We start from the raw sequence: 15,879 nt of genomic DNA on the forward strand, positions 1-15,879 counted from the left end.
CCCAGGGCTGCGCCTCGTCCTGAAAGTCAGCTTGGATCCCCGCCTTCGCGGGGAAGGACGGCATGGGGGGACGATCCGATCAGCTGCCGGAGGCCGCCGTCATCGGAATGCGCTTTCAGATTGCATAACGGCGTTCTTGCGACTGTGCCTGAGCAGGCATAGCCTCGCTCCCCAGCGAACCATAAAGACGGGGAGGGACCGCCATGAAGAAGCGGCTCGTAGCGTGTTTGCTCAGCGTACCCATGCTCGGCCTGGCTCTTCCAGCCGTGAGCGAGTCCTGGAAACCGGCCCCCGGCGAGGCCAAGACCCAGTACGACGCCGATTTCCTGCGGGTCGACGATCAGACCGGGCTCATCGTCCTGCGCATCGCCGAGGGCAAGGGCGGAGGGCCCTACAGGTCGTGGCCGGCCGGCAAGGGCCCGATCATGATCTTCGCCCTCGACTGCGCCGCCGACAAATGGATGGACCTCGGCATGGACTTCGCCGGAGACAAGGGCCTGCCCAAGAACTGGCGCAAGGAAGCCAAGCTCGACGACATCTCGGGCGCGGCGGGCAAGGCCGGCAAGATGGCCTGCGAGACCAAGGACAGCCTGGTCAAGGCGACGCTGCCTTAGGCAGGCCAGCTAGGGCCGCTTCCCAAACCCTCGTCATCCCGGAAGCCGCGCAGCGGCTATCCGGGGCCCAGGGGGACTGGGCTCTGTAGTTTGATCAAGCGCGCCAGCGGAAGCCGACGCACTGCGACGGCCCCTGGGTCCCGGCTCTTCGCTTCGCTACGGCCGGGATGACGAGGATGCCTTCGTTACTCGCCGGTGGCCTTGGCGGCCGTGCGCAGGGCGGCGTAGTCGGCACGGGCCTGGCCGAGGGTCTCGGTCACGCAGGAGGCGTAGTTGGGGTGGCGGGCGCCGCCCTTCAGCGACTTGCCGCAGACCTGGCGAGCGGCGTGGGTCAGTTCCTCGCTGACCGCGGCGGCCGGCTTGCCGGTCACCGAAACGCGCAGCGAAGCGGCCGACGGCCCGGAAACCATGTGGGCGGCGGCGGGTTGGACCAGGGCCAGCAGGGCGACGGAGACGATGGAAGCGGCGGGGAGGGTGAACTTGTTCATGTCGAAAATTCCTTTCTGCGCATAGGTTTACGCAGGCTCAGACCTGCCGCTTTGAGGCAGATCAATCATGGCGCGGAAAATTGACCGATCGGTCCCCTTTTGCAAGAGGAAATGATCGCACCGCGACAATTCGCCCCCGCCTTGCCTTCCGGCGGCCTCGCGTCTAGTTTCCGCGCCCGCTCTTTCCCACTGCCATCGTCCGTCTCCCGCCGCCGCGCGTCCGCGCGCCGGTGCAGGGAATTCCATAGGATATCCGCCCGTGCCCACGCCTTCCGCCCTTCTCAACGTGATGATCGACGCCGCGCGCAAGGCCGCCCGGGGTCTGGCCCGTGACTTCGGCGAAGTCTCCGAGCTGCAGGTCTCCAAGAAGGGCGCGGGCGATTTCGTGACCAACGCCGACCTCAAGGCCGAGCAGACGATCTTCGAACTGCTGGCCAAGGCCCGCCCGGGCTACAGCTTCCTCGGCGAGGAGCGCGGCCTGATCGAGGGCACCGACAAGACCCACACCTGGATCGTCGATCCGCTGGACGGCACCACCAACTTCCTGCACGCCATCCCCCACTTCGCCGTCAACATCGCCCTGCAGCGCGAGGGCGAGGTCGTGGCCGGCGTCACCTACAACCCGATCACCCACGACCTGTTCTGGGTCGAAAAGGGCAAGGGCGCGTTCCTGGGCGCCGAGAAGCGCCTGCGCGTCGCCGCCCGCCGCCACCTGGACGAGGCCGTCCTGGCCACCGGCGTGCCCTTCGTCGGCAAGCCCGGCCACGGCCAGTTCCTGAAGGAGCTGCACCAGGTCAGCCAGAAGGTCGCCGGCGTGCGCCGCTTCGGCGCGGCCTCGCTCGACCTGGCCTGGGTCGCCGCCGGCCGCTTCGACGCCTTCTGGGAACGCAACCTGAAGCCCTGGGACGTCGCCGCCGGCGTGCTGATGGTCCAGGAGTCGGGCGGCAAGGTCAGCACCATCGAAGAGCACGGCGACCCGGTGCAGGGCGCCTCGATCCTGGCCGCCAACCAGGACCTGCACCCGATGGTGCTGAAGGCCCTGCAAGCGGCCGGCTGAGGCGCTTCGCCACGATGACGACAAAGGCTCCGGGGTATCCCCCGGAGCCTTTTTCTTTGGCCGCGCCACGAGGCGTAGGGGGCGCGTCGCGCGAACCCAGGCTTTGAAATCACGCCGGTGTTCGCTGAACGACGTCGTCACGCGGCTGACATCAAACCGACATCAAACCTCGTCGTCTCCGTCACGCAGGGCGCCTATAGCCACGCTCCGTCTGGGAGGCGTTGCGTGTGATCGGGAATGAGCAGGAGGTGGGGCGGACGCTGGCGACGCAGAACCGGATCCTGCTGGCCTATGTTCGCCGCCGGCTGGCGACGGCGGTCGACGCCGAGGACGTGGCGCAGGAGGCGATCCTGCGCGTCCTGGCGCGGGCCCGCGACACGCTGATCGCCGACCCCCTGTTCTACGCCATGCGGGCGGCGCGCAACATCCTGGTCGACCGCGCTCGTCGGGCGGCCAGCGTCCAGATCGACGACCTGGAAGCGGCGGAGCTTTCCATCCATGGCGGCGCGACGCCGCTGGAGGCGTTGGACATGAGCGAGCGATCGAGGCTGTGCCAGAGGGCGCTGGAGGCGATGCCGCCCTTGCGGCGCGAGGTCTTCGTGCGCCGCCGGGCGGGCGAGGAGTCCTACGAGGCGATCGCCCGCGACCTGAAGCTGTCGATCGAGGCGGTGCAGAAGCATTATAGTCGCGCGGCCCAGACGCTGCGCCGGACGGCGGAGGGCCGCCATGTCGACTAGGTCCGTGAACGCAAGAGACGATCGCGAGGCCGCCCTCTGGGCCGACGCCCGGCGCGAAGCCGGCTGGTCGCCGCGGCAGCAGGCGACGCTGGAGCAGTGGCTGGAGGGGCGGCCCGACCGCCACGACCTGCTGCGCCGGCACGAGGCGTTGATCGACGACGCCGCGGTGATCTGGGCCACCCAGCGGATGGCCCGGACGAGGACGACGCCGCGACGCTGGCAGGCCTGGACCGTGGGCGCGACGGCCAGCGCCGGTTTCGCCGTGATCCTCGGCGCCGTGGTCATGGTCGGCGGGGTTATGCCGCCGCGCGGCGACCTGATCGTCGGCGCCCGTGGCGTTCCCAAGCCCATCGCCCTGGCGGACGGCTCGGCGATCCGGCTGAACGGCCAGAGCCAGGTGCGGGTCGAACTGGGTCAGCGCGAGCGCCGGCTGCACCTGAAAGGCGAAGGCTTCTTCGAGGTGGCGCCCGACAAGAGCCGGCCGTTCTCGGTCGAGGTGGACGGGGTGCGGGTCACCGCCGTCGGCACGCGTTTCAACGTCGATCAGCGCCAGACCCCCGCCGGAGCGGTGGTCGAGGTCGAGGTGTTCGAGGGCGTCGTGAAGGTCACCGGGCGTGGTCCGTCGGTGAACGTCCGTGCGGGCGAGCGGGCCTGGGTGTCCGGCGGCGTCGTCCGGCACGCGGCCCTGGCGCGGCCCGAGCGGGAGACCGACGTGCCGCCGTGGGCCAAGGGCTGGCTGGAGTTCAACGAGGCCACCCTGGGCAGCGTGGTCGAGGACCTGGAGCGGGCGACCGGCGTCGAGGTCACCCTGGCCGATCCGGCCGTGGGACGGGTGCTGGTCAGCGGCCGCTTCGCCTATGACGATCCCGAGAACGCCCTGGCCGCCATGGCGCGGCTGCATGGCTTCAAGCTGACTCGTCAGGGACCGGATCAATTCGAGATTTCAGGCGGTTAGGCCTTCAGGAACAAGTTTTTATGACAGGTGTCAGGTCCCCGTCGGCCGCCGTCTAACCCCGTAACGATCAGTTAGATCGCAGGGGATTTTTCGAATGCGTATCCACAAGAGCGGGCTGCTGACGGCGGCGGCCGTCGCCGTCCTGGCCTCCGTCGCCGCGCCCGCCCACGCCTGGCAGGCGACCCGCAACGTCGAGGCGCGCGTCGCCATCGCCATCCCGGCCCAGGACCTGGGCCAGGCGTTGCAGACCCTGTCGCGCGACACCGGCCTGTCGATCGTCTTCGATCCGGGTCTGACCCGCGGGCGGACGTCCAACGCCGTCTCGGGCGCGATGACGGCCCGCGAGGCGCTGCGCAAGATGATCGCCGGATCGGGCATCGAGGCCCGCGAGGTGCGGGGCGTGCTGACCCTGGAGCGCCAGTCGGCGCAGGCCGAGATCGTGCCCCCCGACGCCGTCGAGGTCGATGGCGTCGTCGTCGGCTATGCGGCGGGCCTGCGCCGCTCGCTGGACGCCAAGCGCAAGTCCGACTTCATCTCCGACGTCATCAGCGCCGACGACATGGGCGACCTGCCGGCCAACAACGTGGCGGAGTCGCTCTCGCGCCTGCCCGGCGTCAACGCCGTGCGCAACCACACCACCGGCGAGGGCGACCGGATCACCATCCGCGGCCTGTCGACCGAACTGAACAACTACACGATGAACGGCGTGCGCATGGGCGGCACCGGCTCGCGCGACGACAACTTCTATCGCGGCGTCCGCCTCAGCTTTCTGCCGCCGGAAGGCATCGACTCGATCACCGTCATCAAGAGCCTGACGCCCGACCGCGACGGCGACGCCCTGGGCGGCTCGGTCGACATCCGCACCCCGACCGCCTTCGACCACACGCCGACCTACGGCGTCCTGTCGATGTCGGCCGGCATGCTGGACAAGTTCGACAACAAGACCTCGGGCGAGGTCGCCGGCTCGTTCGGCCGCCAGTTCAACGACCGCTGGGGCGTGTTCGTCACCGGCAGCTGGTCGCGCCGCAAGTCTCAGTTCGAGCAGAACGGCGCCGACGGCGATAACCAGCCTTCGGTCTGGTACGCCGACAGCGAGACCCTGGGCTGGGATCCCGAGACCTTCGTCATGCGCGGCATGGACCTGGCCGTCGGCGAGACCGAGGTCGAGCGGCGCGGCGTCAACACCAGCCTCGATTATCGCGGCGACGACCACGACTTTCACCTGCGCGGCCAGTTCAACGAGTACACCAAGGACGAGTTCAGCAACCGCCTGAACTTCCGCAACGACACGGGCAAGAACTCGACCCGGCTGACCCAGGTCGACAAGACCATGACCGGCCTGGCCTCGCCGGAGGCCTCGATCATCGGCTCGGACTCCAAGCTGGGGCGCATCTACAGCTACACCACGGCCCAGATCGTCGACCGCGACGGCGACGGCCGCATTACCGACGCCGACCGCTCGACCAAGTCCTACTACACCCTGGACGGCGCCTCGGGGACCTGGGACCCGCAGGGCTTCCGCCTGCGGCGCTTCTGGGAAGGCTCGCGCGAGACCGGCTCGCTGATGTCGCTGAACTTCGGGGGCGTCAGCCGCTGGGGCGACTTCAAGGTCGACTACGACCTGTCCTACGCCAAGTCCGAGGACAATATCGACGACAGCTACGAGATGGAGTTCCGCAGCGACAAGTACGGCTGGCTGGGCAACAAGGGCGTCGCCGTCACCAATTTCGGCGACAGCCGCTTTCCCAAGTGGGTGCTGAACGACGCCGGCATGGCGGCGATCCACGACAACAGCCAGTACGCCTTCGCGGGCCTGTCGGGCGAGATCGGCGGCGCGCAGGAACGGCTGTGGCAGGGCCAGTTCAACGTCGAATGGCGTCCGAACGCGACCTGGCTGGAGTCGGTGAAGACCGGCGGCAAGGTCTACAGCTCCAAGCGCTCGACCTATAGCGGCGAGTTCATGGACCTGGACGCCGACGGCACCCTGGCCGACTTCTCGCAGTTCTACGGGGAGGAGGTCACCAGCCTGTTCGACGGCGAATATTCCGGGATCTATCGCCTGGGCACGGTCATCGACAACAAGGCCATGCTGGCCGAGCTGCAGCGCGCCATGGCCGGTAACAGCACCTTCTTCGAGGGCTTCGCCACCGATCCCGCCAACGCCGAACTGAGCGGCGAGGACAGCTTCGCCTTCAACGAAAACATCTTCGCCGGCTACCTGATGGGGACCGCCCGGTTCGGCAACGCCCAGGTCATCGGCGGCCTCCGCGTCGAAAGCACCCGCAACGAGATCGACGCCTACATCCTCGACGAGGTCCAGGGCGGCCACTACTCGACCGACAAGAGCGACTTCACCAACGTCCTGCCGTCGATCCACCTGAACTACAGCCTGGACGACCGCACCAAGCTGCGCGCGGCGATCTGGACCAGCTTCGCCCGCCCAGACATCGCCCGCATGTCGTCGGCCCGCGAGTACGGCTACGACACCGATCCCGATGGTGACGGCGACGAGAACCCGACCAGCGAGTGGATCCTGGTCTCGATCGAGCAGGGCAATCCCGACCTGAAGCCGATGAAAGCGATCAACTACGACCTGTCGATCGAGCGCTACAACGGCGACACCGGCGCCTATTCGCTGGGTCTGTTCTACAAGGACATCAAGAACTTCCTGTACCGCTCCTCGTCGTCGAACATCCGCGACGGGACGGCCGGGACCAACGTCAGCCCCGACGGCGTGACCATCTCGATGCCCAACAACGGCAAGTGGGCGCGGGTCTATGGCGTGGAAATCAGCGCCCAGCAGGTGTTCCACTGGCTGCCGGGTCCGCTGTCGGCGCTGGGCGCCAGCGTCAACCTGACCCTCCAGAAGTCCGAAGCCGAGACCGGCATCTCCTGGCACCCGGCGGGCTATACCCTGCCGCTGATGGAGACGCCCGAGCGGGTCGCCAACATCCAGCTGTTCTGGGAGTACAAGGGCTGGGAAGCCTACGCCGCCTACAGCTACCAGTCGGAATTCCTCGAAGGCATCCAGGACTTCGGCAACAACCCGTATGAACAGGACTACGAGTTCGTGGACCTGAACGTGCGGCGCAAGCTGTGGAAGGGCGCGACGGCGTCGCTGCAGGTCCAGAACCTCTTCGACAGCCACACCTACTGGTACACGGCCGGCGACAGCACCAGCTCCAGCCGGGCCTACATCAAGAACGGGCGATCCATCTCGCTCGGCCTGAACTACGTCTTCTGATCGGGGCCGACATGAAAACCTCCCGCATTCTGATGCTCGGGGCCGCCTTGGCGGCCCTGGGCGGCCAGGCCCTGGCGCAGACCGATCGCCCCCCGCGTCCGGAACCCGCGCCCGTCCAGGCGTCCGACCTTCCGGTGGTCGCGCCCACCGTCCAGCCGGAACGGATCATCCTGAACCTGACCGCCGACCCGGCGCACGAGATGGCCGTGACCTGGCGCACCGCGCCGGGCCTCGCGGGCCATGTCGAATATGCCGAGGCCGAGGATGGGCCGGACTTCATCGAGAAGGCCGTGCGCATTCCCGCCGTCACCGACGACGCGACCCTCGCCGTGCGCGAGGATCCGGCGTTCCGCGCAGCCTACCACGCGACGGTGCTGAAGGGGCTGAAGCCGGAGACGGTCTACGCCTATCGCGTCGGCGACGGTCAGCGCTGGTCCGAGTGGCTGCAGTTCCGCACCGCCGCCACGAGCGCCAAGCCCTTCACCTTCCTCTACATGGGGGACATGCAGAACAACATCCTCAGCGAGGCCTCGCGCACGATGAGGATGGCGTTCCGCAAGGCCGGCGACGCCGCCTTCGTCATCCATGCCGGCGACCTGATCAATCGCCACGACAGCGACAACGAATGGGGCGAATGGTTCGCCGCCGGCGGCTTCCTCTACGCCCAGACGCCGCAGATGCCGACGCCGGGCAATCACGAATACGGCCGCGGCCCGGTGCTGAACCCGCAGTGGCGGCGCCAGTTCACCCTGCCGGAGACCGGCCCGGCGGGCGTCGAGAAGCTGAAGGAGACGGCCTGGACCGTCGACTACCAGGGCCTGCGCCTGATCTCGGTCGACGCCCCGCTGTTCCACGGCGACGAGGCCATGCGGGCGGAGATGGTGCGCTGGCTGGATGGCCTGCTGGCCGACAATCCCAACCGCTGGACGGCGCTGTTCCTGCACTTCCCGCTGTTCTCGGTCGATCCCGACCGCGACAACGCCCGGGTGCGCGACGCCCTCAAGCCCCTGATCGACAAGTACCATGTCGACCTGGTGCTGCAGGCCCACGACCACGGCTATGCGCGCGGCGCCATCGGCGCCGGGGCGATGACCAATGCGGGGCCGGGCCATCCGTCCGACAAGGGCTCGACCTATGTGGTGTCGGTCGCGGGGCCGAAAATGTATCCCGTGGCCCCGCTCAGCTGGGCCACCCGAACGGCGGCGCGCACCCAGACCTTCCAGACCCTGGACGTGTCGCCGCAGGCCGTGACCTATCGCGCCTTCACCGCCACCGGCCGGCAGCTGGACGCCTTCCGCCTGACCAAGAGCGCCAAGGGCGTGACGCGGGTGGAGACCCTGACGCCGGCGAAGACGGCGGGCGAGCGCCGCTGATCCTGGGGGGCTGCCCGAGGCCTTCAGGCGTCCTGCGTCTGGAGCGCCTTGGGGGCCGGCGGGCGTGTCGCCGCCTTGGGGGCGGGGCGATATCGCGCTCGGGCCATGGCGTCGTTCCATCCGTCCAGGCAATCGGCGCGGCGGTCCGCCGGCATGGTCGGCTCGAAGCGGCCGTCCAGCCGCCAGCCTTCCGAGATCGCCGCCAGGCTGGGCCAGACGCCGGCGCCCAGGCCCGCCAGGAAGGCTACGCCCAGGGCCGTGGTCTCGACATTGACCGGCCGTTCGACCGGCGCGGCGATGATGTCGGAGAGGAAGGCGCACAGCCAGTCGTTGGCCGCCATGCCGCCGTCCACGCGCAGGGCGCTGGGGCGCGAGGCGCCGTCGGCGAACATCGCCTCGATCAGGTCGTTGGTCTGGAAGGCCACCGATTCCAGCGCCGCCCGGGCGATGTGCGCGGCCGAGGCGTCGAGGGTCAGGCCGTGGATCAGGCCCTTGGCGTGGGGATCCCAGTAGGGGGCGCCCAGGCCGACGAAGGCCGGCACCATGTAGACGCCGTGGCCGTCGGGCACGGTGGTCGCCAGGCTCGAGGTGTCCGAGGCCCGGACGATGAGGCCAAGCTGGTCGCGCAGCCACTTGATGGCCGCCCCGGCCACGAAGATCGACCCTTCCAGGGCGTAGGTCGGCTTGCCGTCCAGCCGGTAGGCCGTGGTGGTCAGCAGGCGTGCGTTGGAGGCGACGGCTTCTGAGCCGGTGTTCATCAGCATGAAGCAGCCGGTGCCGTAGGTCGCCTTGATCATGCCCTGGCTGAAGCAGGCCTGGCCGATCAGCGCGGCCTGCTGGTCGCCGGCCATGCCGCGGATGGGCACGGACGCCCCCAAGATCTCGGCCTGGGTCTCGCCGAAGTCGGCGCAGTTGTCGCGCACCTCCGGCAGCAGGGCGGCAGGAATGCCAAACAGCGCCAGCAGGTCTTCGTCCCAGGCCTGGCGGTGTATGTCGAACAGCAGGGTCCGGGAGGCGTTGGTGGCGTCTGTCGCGTGCACGCGCCCGCCGGTCAGCCGCCACAGCAGGAAGCTGTCGATGGTGCCGAAGGCCAGCCGGCCCTGTTCGGCCTCGGCGCGCGCGCCGGGAACGTGGTCGAGGATCCAGGCCAGCTTGCTGGCCGAGAAATAGGGGTCCAGCCGCAGGCCTGTCCGGGCCTGGACCAGGGGCTCGTGGCCCGCCTGTCGCAGCGCCTCGCAGGCCTCGGTGGTGCGGCGGTCCTGCCAGACGATGGCCGGATGGATGGCGCGGCCCGACCGCCGGTCCCAGACCACCACCGTCTCGCGCTGGTTGGCGATGCCGATGGCGGCGACGGCGGCTGCGTCCACGCCGGCGTCGGCCAGCGCCGCGCGGGCGGTGGCCACCACGTCGTTCCAGATGGTCTCCGGATCGTGCTCGACCCAGCCTAGGTCCGGATAGCTCTGGGCGAACTCGCGCTGGTCCTTGCCGGCGATGTCGCCCTTGGCGTCGAAGACGATGCTGCGGGTGCTGGTGGTGCCCTGGTCGATGGCCAGGATGTAGCGGGAAGCGGTCATGCGCCGCGCGCCTTCAGCGACGGGGCGGGGGAGGGGGCGGCTTCCGCGCCGGTCGTTTCCATGGCGCGCAGATAGGCCTCCAGCCGCGCGACGCCGTCCGGTCCGATGTGCAGGCCCAGCTTGCTGCGGCGGAAGAGGATGTCCTGCGCGGTGCGGGCCCATTCGTGGGCGACCAGATAGTCGACCTCGGCGGCGTGCAGGCCGGCGCCGAAATCCTCGCCCAGCTTGGCGAGATCACGCGCCTCGCCGAGGATCGTCCTGGCGCGCGAGCCGTAGGAGCGCGCCAGGCGGAAGGCCAGGTCTTCGGGCAGGAACGGATGTTCGGTACGCAGCGCCCCGGCCAGCGCCTTGCGGTCGAGGTCGGGAAGGTCGCCGCCGGGCAGCACCGCCCCCTTCGTCCACGACGGGCCGGCCTTTGGGAAGAACGGCGCCAGGCGCTCGAGCACGTGATCGGCCAGGCGGCGATAGGTGGTGATCTTGCCGCCGAACACCGACAGCACCGGCGCCTCGTCCTGCGGCGCGTCCACCTCCAGCACATAGTCGCGGGTGACCGCCGAGGCGCTGTCTGCGTTGTCGTCGAACAGCGGGCGCACGCCGGAATAGCTCCAGGCCACGTCCTTGGCCGTCACGCCCTTGCGGAAGTAGCGGTTGACGCTTTCGCACAGGTAATCGACCTCGGCCGGATCGATCCTGGCGGGGCCGGGGGCGGCGTCCCACGCCACGTCGGTGGTGCCCACCAGGGTGAAGCGGTCCTCGTAGGGGATGGCGAAGACGATCCGGCGGTCGGGGTTCTGCAGCATGTAGGCGTGGTCGCCCTCGAACAGCCGGGGCACGACGATGTGGCTGCCCTTGATCAGGCGCGTGGCGCTGCCGGTCTTCACGCTCAGGGCGCCGCCCAGCACTTCGGAGACCCAGGGGCCGGCGGCGTTGACGATCGCCCGGGCGCGCACCGTGCGTTCGGCGCCGTCCGTGGTCCGCAGGCGCGCCTCCCAGAGGCCGTCGATCCGGCGCGCGGAGATCAGCTTGGTGCGGGTTTGGATCTCGGCGCCGCGCTCGGCGGCGTCCACGGCGTTCAGCGTCACCAGCCGGGCGTCGTCCACCCAGCAGTCCGAATAGACGAAGGCCTTGCGGTATTGCGGCAGCAGGGCCGCGCCTTCCGGCGCGCCCGTCAGGCCAAGCCCGCTCGAGCCGGGCAGGCGGCGACGGCCGCCCAGGTGGTCGTAGAGAAACAGGCCCAGCCGGACCAGCCAAGCCGGACGCGTGGCGTTGGCGTGCGGCAGTACGAAGCGCAGCGGCCAGATGATGTGGGGCGCCATGGCCAGCAGGGTCTCGCGCTCTTCCAGCGCTTCGCGGACCAGGCGGAACTCGTAATATTCCAGATAGCGCAGGCCGCCGTGCACCAGCTTGGTGCTGGCCGAGGAGGTGGCGCTGGCCAGGTCGTCCTGTTCGACCAGAAGCACGGAGAGGCCTCGGCCGACCGCGTCCCGCGCGACGCCCGCGCCGTTGACGCCGCCACCGACCACCAGAAGGTCGAACTCCATACCCGACGCGTCTCCCACTCATAGCTGAGGCTGTCGAAGTGCAGCTTTAATCGCAAATACGAAAGCCTAAAACGAAAGTAAATCCGCAAATTCACGTCCAAACACAGCCGGATGGAGGCGCGCGTGAGCGGTCGTCTCGACAAGTTGGGCGCGTGTCCCTTGGCCGGGCGGACTTTCAGGATCAACGCGCGCGCGGATGGGGACGTTTCGCGTATCGCGGCGATTTGTCGAACATCGCGGCCTGGGCTAACCAGAGGCGGACTGGCGCGCCGAGGCGAGGCCTGGGAGTTGGTTTGATGAACATCGAGCAGCGTCACGAAGCGATTCTCGCCCTTGCGCGCAAGAGCGGGCGGGTGACGGTCGAGGCCCTGGCCGAGCAGCTCCAGGTCTCTCGCCAGACGATCCGCAAGGATCTCAACGACCTGTGCGACCAGGCCCAGCTCAACCGGGTGCACGGCGGGGCGGTGATCGCCACCGGCGGCGTCGACAATCTGGAATACGAGGCCCGCCGCGTGCTGGCGCGCGAGGCCAAGGAGGCGATCGGCGTGGCCGCGGCCGCCCTGATCCCCGAGCAGGCCTCGCTGTTCATCAACATCGGCACCACCACCGAAGAGGTGGCCCGCGCCCTGCTGGGCCGCACCGGCCTGCTGGTGATCACCAACAATCTCAATGTCGTCGACATCCTGGCGCCGTCGCCGGGCATCGAGGTCATCGTCGTCGGCGGCCGCGTGCGCAGCGCCGACCGGGCCTCGGTCGGGGCCTTCGCGGTCGATTTCATCCGCAATTTCAAGGTCGACTTCGCCATCATCGGCGCCTCGGCCATGGACGACGACGGCTCGCTGCTGGATTTCGACATCAACGAGGTCCAGGTCTCGCAGACCATCATCCAGAGCTCGCGGCGCGTGATCCTGGTCGCCGACGGCCAGAAGCTGGGCCGGCCCGCGCCGGTGCGGATCGGGCACATCGGCGACGTCCACGTGTTCGTGACCGACCGGCTCGAAAGCCCGGAACTGGCCGCCAAGTGCAAGGCCCAGGGCGTGCGCGTCATCGAGACGGCGCTGAACCAGGCCGGCTGAGGCCTCTCCAGCCCGATTGCTCCGACAGGCGCGTAAACCCGCGCCCGCGCATCCGTTTGCGCTTTTTCGCCATCAAACTGGTGAGCTGATCGCGGAAGGCGCGGAGCGCCTCCGCCGACCCATCGCGCGAAATCCCTTCTACAAAAGGGTTTGCGACGACGCGGCATATCCGCAGCGCGAATGGTGCAGCAATTTGGTTTCGACTTCTGTGATTTCGAAACCAAAACGAAAGTTCGTTTGACCGACCCGCGTTGCTATGATTTATCATTTTAATGCGCTGCGGAGTCGGCGCTGAAAAACGAGATCGCTCGGGGGCTACCGAGGCGATCCTTTCGCATTCTGGAGGGAACTATGATCCGCAAGAGCGACGGCTGTCGGGGCCGTACCCTTGGCCTTAAATTCATGACGGGCGCCAGCGCCGGCGTCCTTGGTCTGGCCCTGCTGGCGGGCGCGGCTCACGCGCAGACCACCGAGAGCGACACCGTCGAGGAAGTCATCGTCACCGGCCTGCGCGCCAGCCTCGACCGCTCGATCGACGTCAAGCGCAGCTCGGCCCTGATCGTCGACTCGATCGCCTCGGAAGACCTGGGCAAGTTCCCGGACACCAACGTCGCCGAGTCGCTGCAGCGCATCACCGGCGTGTCGATTGACCGCAGCGGCGGCGAAGGCCGCTTCGTGACCGTTCGCGGCTTCGGCCCGTCGTTCAACCAGCTGCTGCTGAACGGCCGCACCCTGGCCACCGAGAACCCGGGCCGCCAGTTCAGCTTCGACATGCTGCCCGCCGAGCTGATCTCCGGCGCCGACGTCTACAAGTCGAGCAACGCCCAGCTGCAAGAGGGCGGCATCGGCTCGACCATCAACCTGAAGACCGCGCGTCCGTTCGACCACAAGGGCCAGCGCATCATCCTCAGCGCCCAGGGCAATTACGAAGACCTGTCGGGCAAGACCACGCCCAACCTTTTCGGCCTCTACAGCAACACCTTCATGGACGGCCGCCTGGGCGTGCTGGGCTCGGTGTCGTTCCAGGAGCGCAAGGCGCGGATCGACGCCGCCAACAACGACGGCTACTACGCCACCACCGTGGGCGGGAAGACCGTCTACATGCCGCAGAACTACAACCAGTATTCCGACATCCAGGAGCGTAAGCGCACCTCGGTGACCGGCACGGTGCAGTATCGCGCCACCGACGACCTGACCCTGACGCTGGACGGCATCTACAACAAGTTCACCGTCAAATCGAACACCAGCCAGGTCGGCCACTACTTCTCGCCGGGCAGCATCAGCAACGTGAAGCTGGACGCCAACAACACCGTCGTCGGCTTCGACCAGCTGACCGACAGCCACACCGACTACGTGTCGCGGACCTTCAACCGTCCGACCAACCTCAAGGCCCTCGGCTTCAACGCCGCCTGGAACCCGACCGACCTGATCGACGTCAAGTTCGACAGCTCGTGGTCCAAGGCCGAGAACAACAACGGCGGCAACGAGATCTTCGCCGTCGTCGGCATCACCAACACCGCCCACTTCGACAACACCGGCGGCGGCCTGCCCACCCTGACCACGGGCACGAACTACGCCGACCCCAACGCGGCCGGCAAGGCGCACTTCGCCACCCGCCAGGGCTCGAACTACGGCGAGGAGGTCTTCGAGAACCGTCTCGATGCGACCTTCAAGACCGAGTACGACCACTTCACGGCCGTCCGCCTCGGCGGCATCTTCACCGACCGCACCAAAACCAACCAGCTGGTCCAGTCCAGCTCGGCGATCTGGTGCACCTACTGCGGCTATTCGGTCTCGGTGCCCGCGGGCCTGCTGCAGACCTACGCGCCCAGCAACTTCCTCGACGGCGAGGGCGGCAACTTCCCGCGCCAATGGCTGAGCTTCGATCCCGAGGCCTACTTCAAGTTCCTGGAAAGCCAGGCGGCCGCCAACGCCCAGGACGTCGCGGCGGGCCGCACCGTCGGCACCTCCTACGCGGCGCTGCAGGCGACCAACGGCTTTGCCGCCACGCCGCAGTCCAGCTCCTACGACGTGCATGAGAAGGTCGCGGGCGGTTATGTCCAGGCCGACTTCGCCGGCGACATCGGCGGCCTGCCGGTCAGCGCCACCGTCGGCGCGCGCTACGTCCACACCGAGCTGACGTCGCGCGGTCAGACCCAGAGCCTGGTCGACCTGACGCCGATCACCGGCGACAGCACGCTCTACAACGCGACCCTGACCGCCTCGGCGCCGGTGTCCAAGAGCGCGTCCTACGACGACTTCCTGCCCAGCCTGAACGTCAAGATCGACCTGAACGACGACATGGTCGCCCGCTTCGCGGCGTCCAAGACCGTCACCCGGCCGAACCTGACCGACCTGGCGCCGCAGCTCACCTTCACCTCGACCCGCCCGGGCAACCTGGCGGCCAGCGGCGGAAACCCCGAGCTGAAGCCGTACAAGTCGACCAACTTCGACGTCTCGTACGAGTGGTACTATCAGAAGTCGGGCTTCTTCACGGTCGGCGCCTTCTACAAGCAGCTGGACAACTTCATCGTCGTCACCAGCGCGCCGGAAGTCTTCACGATCGCCAACTCGGCCAACCTGGCGGCCTTCACCGGCGGCAAGGCGACCTTCAACGTCAGCCGTCCGCGCAACATCGGCAGCGCCAACGTCTACGGCCTGGAAGTCGGCTTCCAGCACACCTTCGACTACCTGCCCGCGCCGCTCGACGGCCTGGGCGTGACCCTGAACGCCACCTTCGTGAAGTCCAGCGCCAACGACTCCGGGTTCGCCCTGGAAGGCCTGGGCGACAGCCAGAACGCGGTGCTGTTCTACGCCAAGGGTCCGTTCGAGGTGCGCGTGGCCTACAACCGCCGCGACGGCTTCATGTCGACCCAGTCCAATTCGACGGGCGGCATGCCGATCTACACCAAGACGGCCGGTCAGTTCGACGCGCAGGCCACCTACGAGATCAACGACAACTTCTCGGTCTTCGTCGAGGGCACCAACCTCAACGACGCCAAGACCCAGACTCACGGCGTCTACCAGAACCAGTTCCTGAGCCTCGTCGAGACCGGTCCGCGCTACGCGGTCGGCGCTCGCGCGAAGTTCTGATGGATCGGCCGGGCATGGCTCGCCGCGCCCGGCCGTTTTCGGCGCGTTTCTGCCACGCGTCTTTTTCCCCCGACTCTGAGGGGCGGGCTTCGGTCCGCCCCCTTTTTTGCGTTCCGGACGCAAGACG

Annotated in this window: 11 protein-coding genes; 8 read left to right on the forward strand and 3 right to left on the reverse strand. The window is 68.2% G+C overall.

Annotated features, from left to right (window positions below; genetic code table 11):
* Positions 1-203: 203 nt before the first annotated feature.
* Positions 204-614, forward strand: coding sequence for a hypothetical protein (locus I4Q42_RS00710; protein WP_198574154.1), 411 nt, complete (start codon positions 204-206; stop codon positions 612-614).
* A 185-nt stretch (positions 615-799) separates the two neighbouring features.
* Here I4Q42_RS00710 and I4Q42_RS00720 read toward each other — a convergent pair whose 3' ends face one another.
* On the reverse strand, positions 800-1,102 hold the full coding sequence (locus I4Q42_RS00720) for a hypothetical protein (protein WP_198574155.1): 303 nt from the start codon (positions 1,100-1,102) through the stop codon (positions 800-802).
* Positions 1,103-1,361: 259 nt separating this feature from the next.
* Here I4Q42_RS00720 and I4Q42_RS00725 point away from each other — a divergent pair, with 259 nt between their 5' ends.
* From I4Q42_RS00725 to I4Q42_RS00745, 5 genes are all read left to right on the forward strand, one after another.
* Positions 1,362-2,159, forward strand: coding sequence for an inositol monophosphatase family protein (locus tag I4Q42_RS00725; protein ID WP_198574156.1), 798 nt, complete (start codon positions 1,362-1,364; stop codon positions 2,157-2,159).
* 227 nt (positions 2,160-2,386) lie between these two features.
* Positions 2,387-2,896 carry an RNA polymerase sigma factor gene (locus I4Q42_RS00730; RefSeq protein ID WP_198574157.1) on the forward strand — a complete coding sequence of 170 codons (510 nt, stop codon included), beginning with the start codon at positions 2,387-2,389 and terminating at the stop codon, positions 2,894-2,896.
* Positions 2,886-3,851 (forward strand): FecR family protein, encoded by a 966-nt coding sequence (locus tag I4Q42_RS00735; protein ID WP_198574158.1) that lies wholly within the window; start codon positions 2,886-2,888, stop codon positions 3,849-3,851. The genes I4Q42_RS00730 and I4Q42_RS00735 overlap by 11 nt, the downstream gene beginning before the upstream one ends.
* 94 nt (positions 3,852-3,945) lie before the next feature.
* Positions 3,946-7,095 carry a TonB-dependent receptor gene (locus I4Q42_RS00740; protein WP_198574159.1) on the forward strand — a complete coding sequence of 1,050 codons (3,150 nt, stop codon included), beginning with the start codon at positions 3,946-3,948 and terminating at the stop codon, positions 7,093-7,095.
* A gap of 11 nt (positions 7,096-7,106) precedes the next feature.
* Positions 7,107-8,468, forward strand: coding sequence for a purple acid phosphatase family protein (locus I4Q42_RS00745; RefSeq protein WP_232792760.1), 1,362 nt, complete (start codon positions 7,107-7,109; stop codon positions 8,466-8,468).
* A 23-nt stretch (positions 8,469-8,491) separates the two neighbouring features.
* Here I4Q42_RS00745 and glpK read toward each other — a convergent pair whose 3' ends face one another.
* Positions 8,492-10,042, reverse strand: coding sequence for a glycerol kinase GlpK (glpK, locus tag I4Q42_RS00750; RefSeq protein WP_198574160.1), 1,551 nt, complete (start codon positions 10,040-10,042; stop codon positions 8,492-8,494).
* Complete coding sequence (locus I4Q42_RS00755) at positions 10,039-11,583, reverse strand: glycerol-3-phosphate dehydrogenase (protein WP_198574161.1); 1,545 nt, start codon at positions 11,581-11,583, stop codon at positions 10,039-10,041. The genes glpK and I4Q42_RS00755 overlap by 4 nt, the downstream gene beginning before the upstream one ends.
* A gap of 296 nt (positions 11,584-11,879) precedes the next feature.
* Here I4Q42_RS00755 and I4Q42_RS00760 point away from each other — a divergent pair, with 296 nt between their 5' ends.
* Together I4Q42_RS00760 and I4Q42_RS00765 are read left to right on the forward strand one after the other, a co-directional pair.
* Positions 11,880-12,659 (forward strand): DeoR/GlpR family DNA-binding transcription regulator, encoded by a 780-nt coding sequence (locus I4Q42_RS00760; RefSeq protein ID WP_198574162.1) that lies wholly within the window; start codon positions 11,880-11,882, stop codon positions 12,657-12,659.
* A gap of 351 nt (positions 12,660-13,010) precedes the next feature.
* Positions 13,011-15,752 (forward strand): TonB-dependent receptor, encoded by a 2,742-nt coding sequence (locus tag I4Q42_RS00765; protein WP_198574163.1) that lies wholly within the window; start codon positions 13,011-13,013, stop codon positions 15,750-15,752.
* Positions 15,753-15,879 lie beyond the last annotated feature (127 nt).

Origin of the sequence: Caulobacter hibisci, from assembly GCF_016135805.1 — a bacterium.
Lineage (GTDB): Bacteria > Pseudomonadota > Alphaproteobacteria > Caulobacterales > Caulobacteraceae > Caulobacter > Caulobacter hibisci.

Coding starts and splice junctions, on each gene's coding strand:
- I4Q42_RS00760 (WP_198574162.1), top strand. CDS start 11,880: ATGAACATCGAGCAGCGTCACGAAGCGATTCTCGCCCTTGCGCGCAAG.
- I4Q42_RS00755 (WP_198574161.1), bottom strand. CDS start 11,583: ATGGAGTTCGACCTTCTGGTGGTCGGTGGCGGCGTCAACGGCGCGGGC.
- I4Q42_RS00735 (WP_198574158.1), top strand. CDS start 2,886: ATGTCGACTAGGTCCGTGAACGCAAGAGACGATCGCGAGGCCGCCCTC.
- I4Q42_RS00740 (WP_198574159.1), top strand. CDS start 3,946: ATGCGTATCCACAAGAGCGGGCTGCTGACGGCGGCGGCCGTCGCCGTC.
- I4Q42_RS00745 (WP_232792760.1), top strand. CDS start 7,107: ATGAAAACCTCCCGCATTCTGATGCTCGGGGCCGCCTTGGCGGCCCTG.
- I4Q42_RS00765 (WP_198574163.1), top strand. CDS start 13,011: ATGATCCGCAAGAGCGACGGCTGTCGGGGCCGTACCCTTGGCCTTAAA.
- glpK (WP_198574160.1), bottom strand. CDS start 10,042: ATGACCGCTTCCCGCTACATCCTGGCCATCGACCAGGGCACCACCAGC.
- I4Q42_RS00720 (WP_198574155.1), bottom strand. CDS start 1,102: ATGAACAAGTTCACCCTCCCCGCCGCTTCCATCGTCTCCGTCGCCCTG.
- I4Q42_RS00710 (WP_198574154.1), top strand. CDS start 204: ATGAAGAAGCGGCTCGTAGCGTGTTTGCTCAGCGTACCCATGCTCGGC.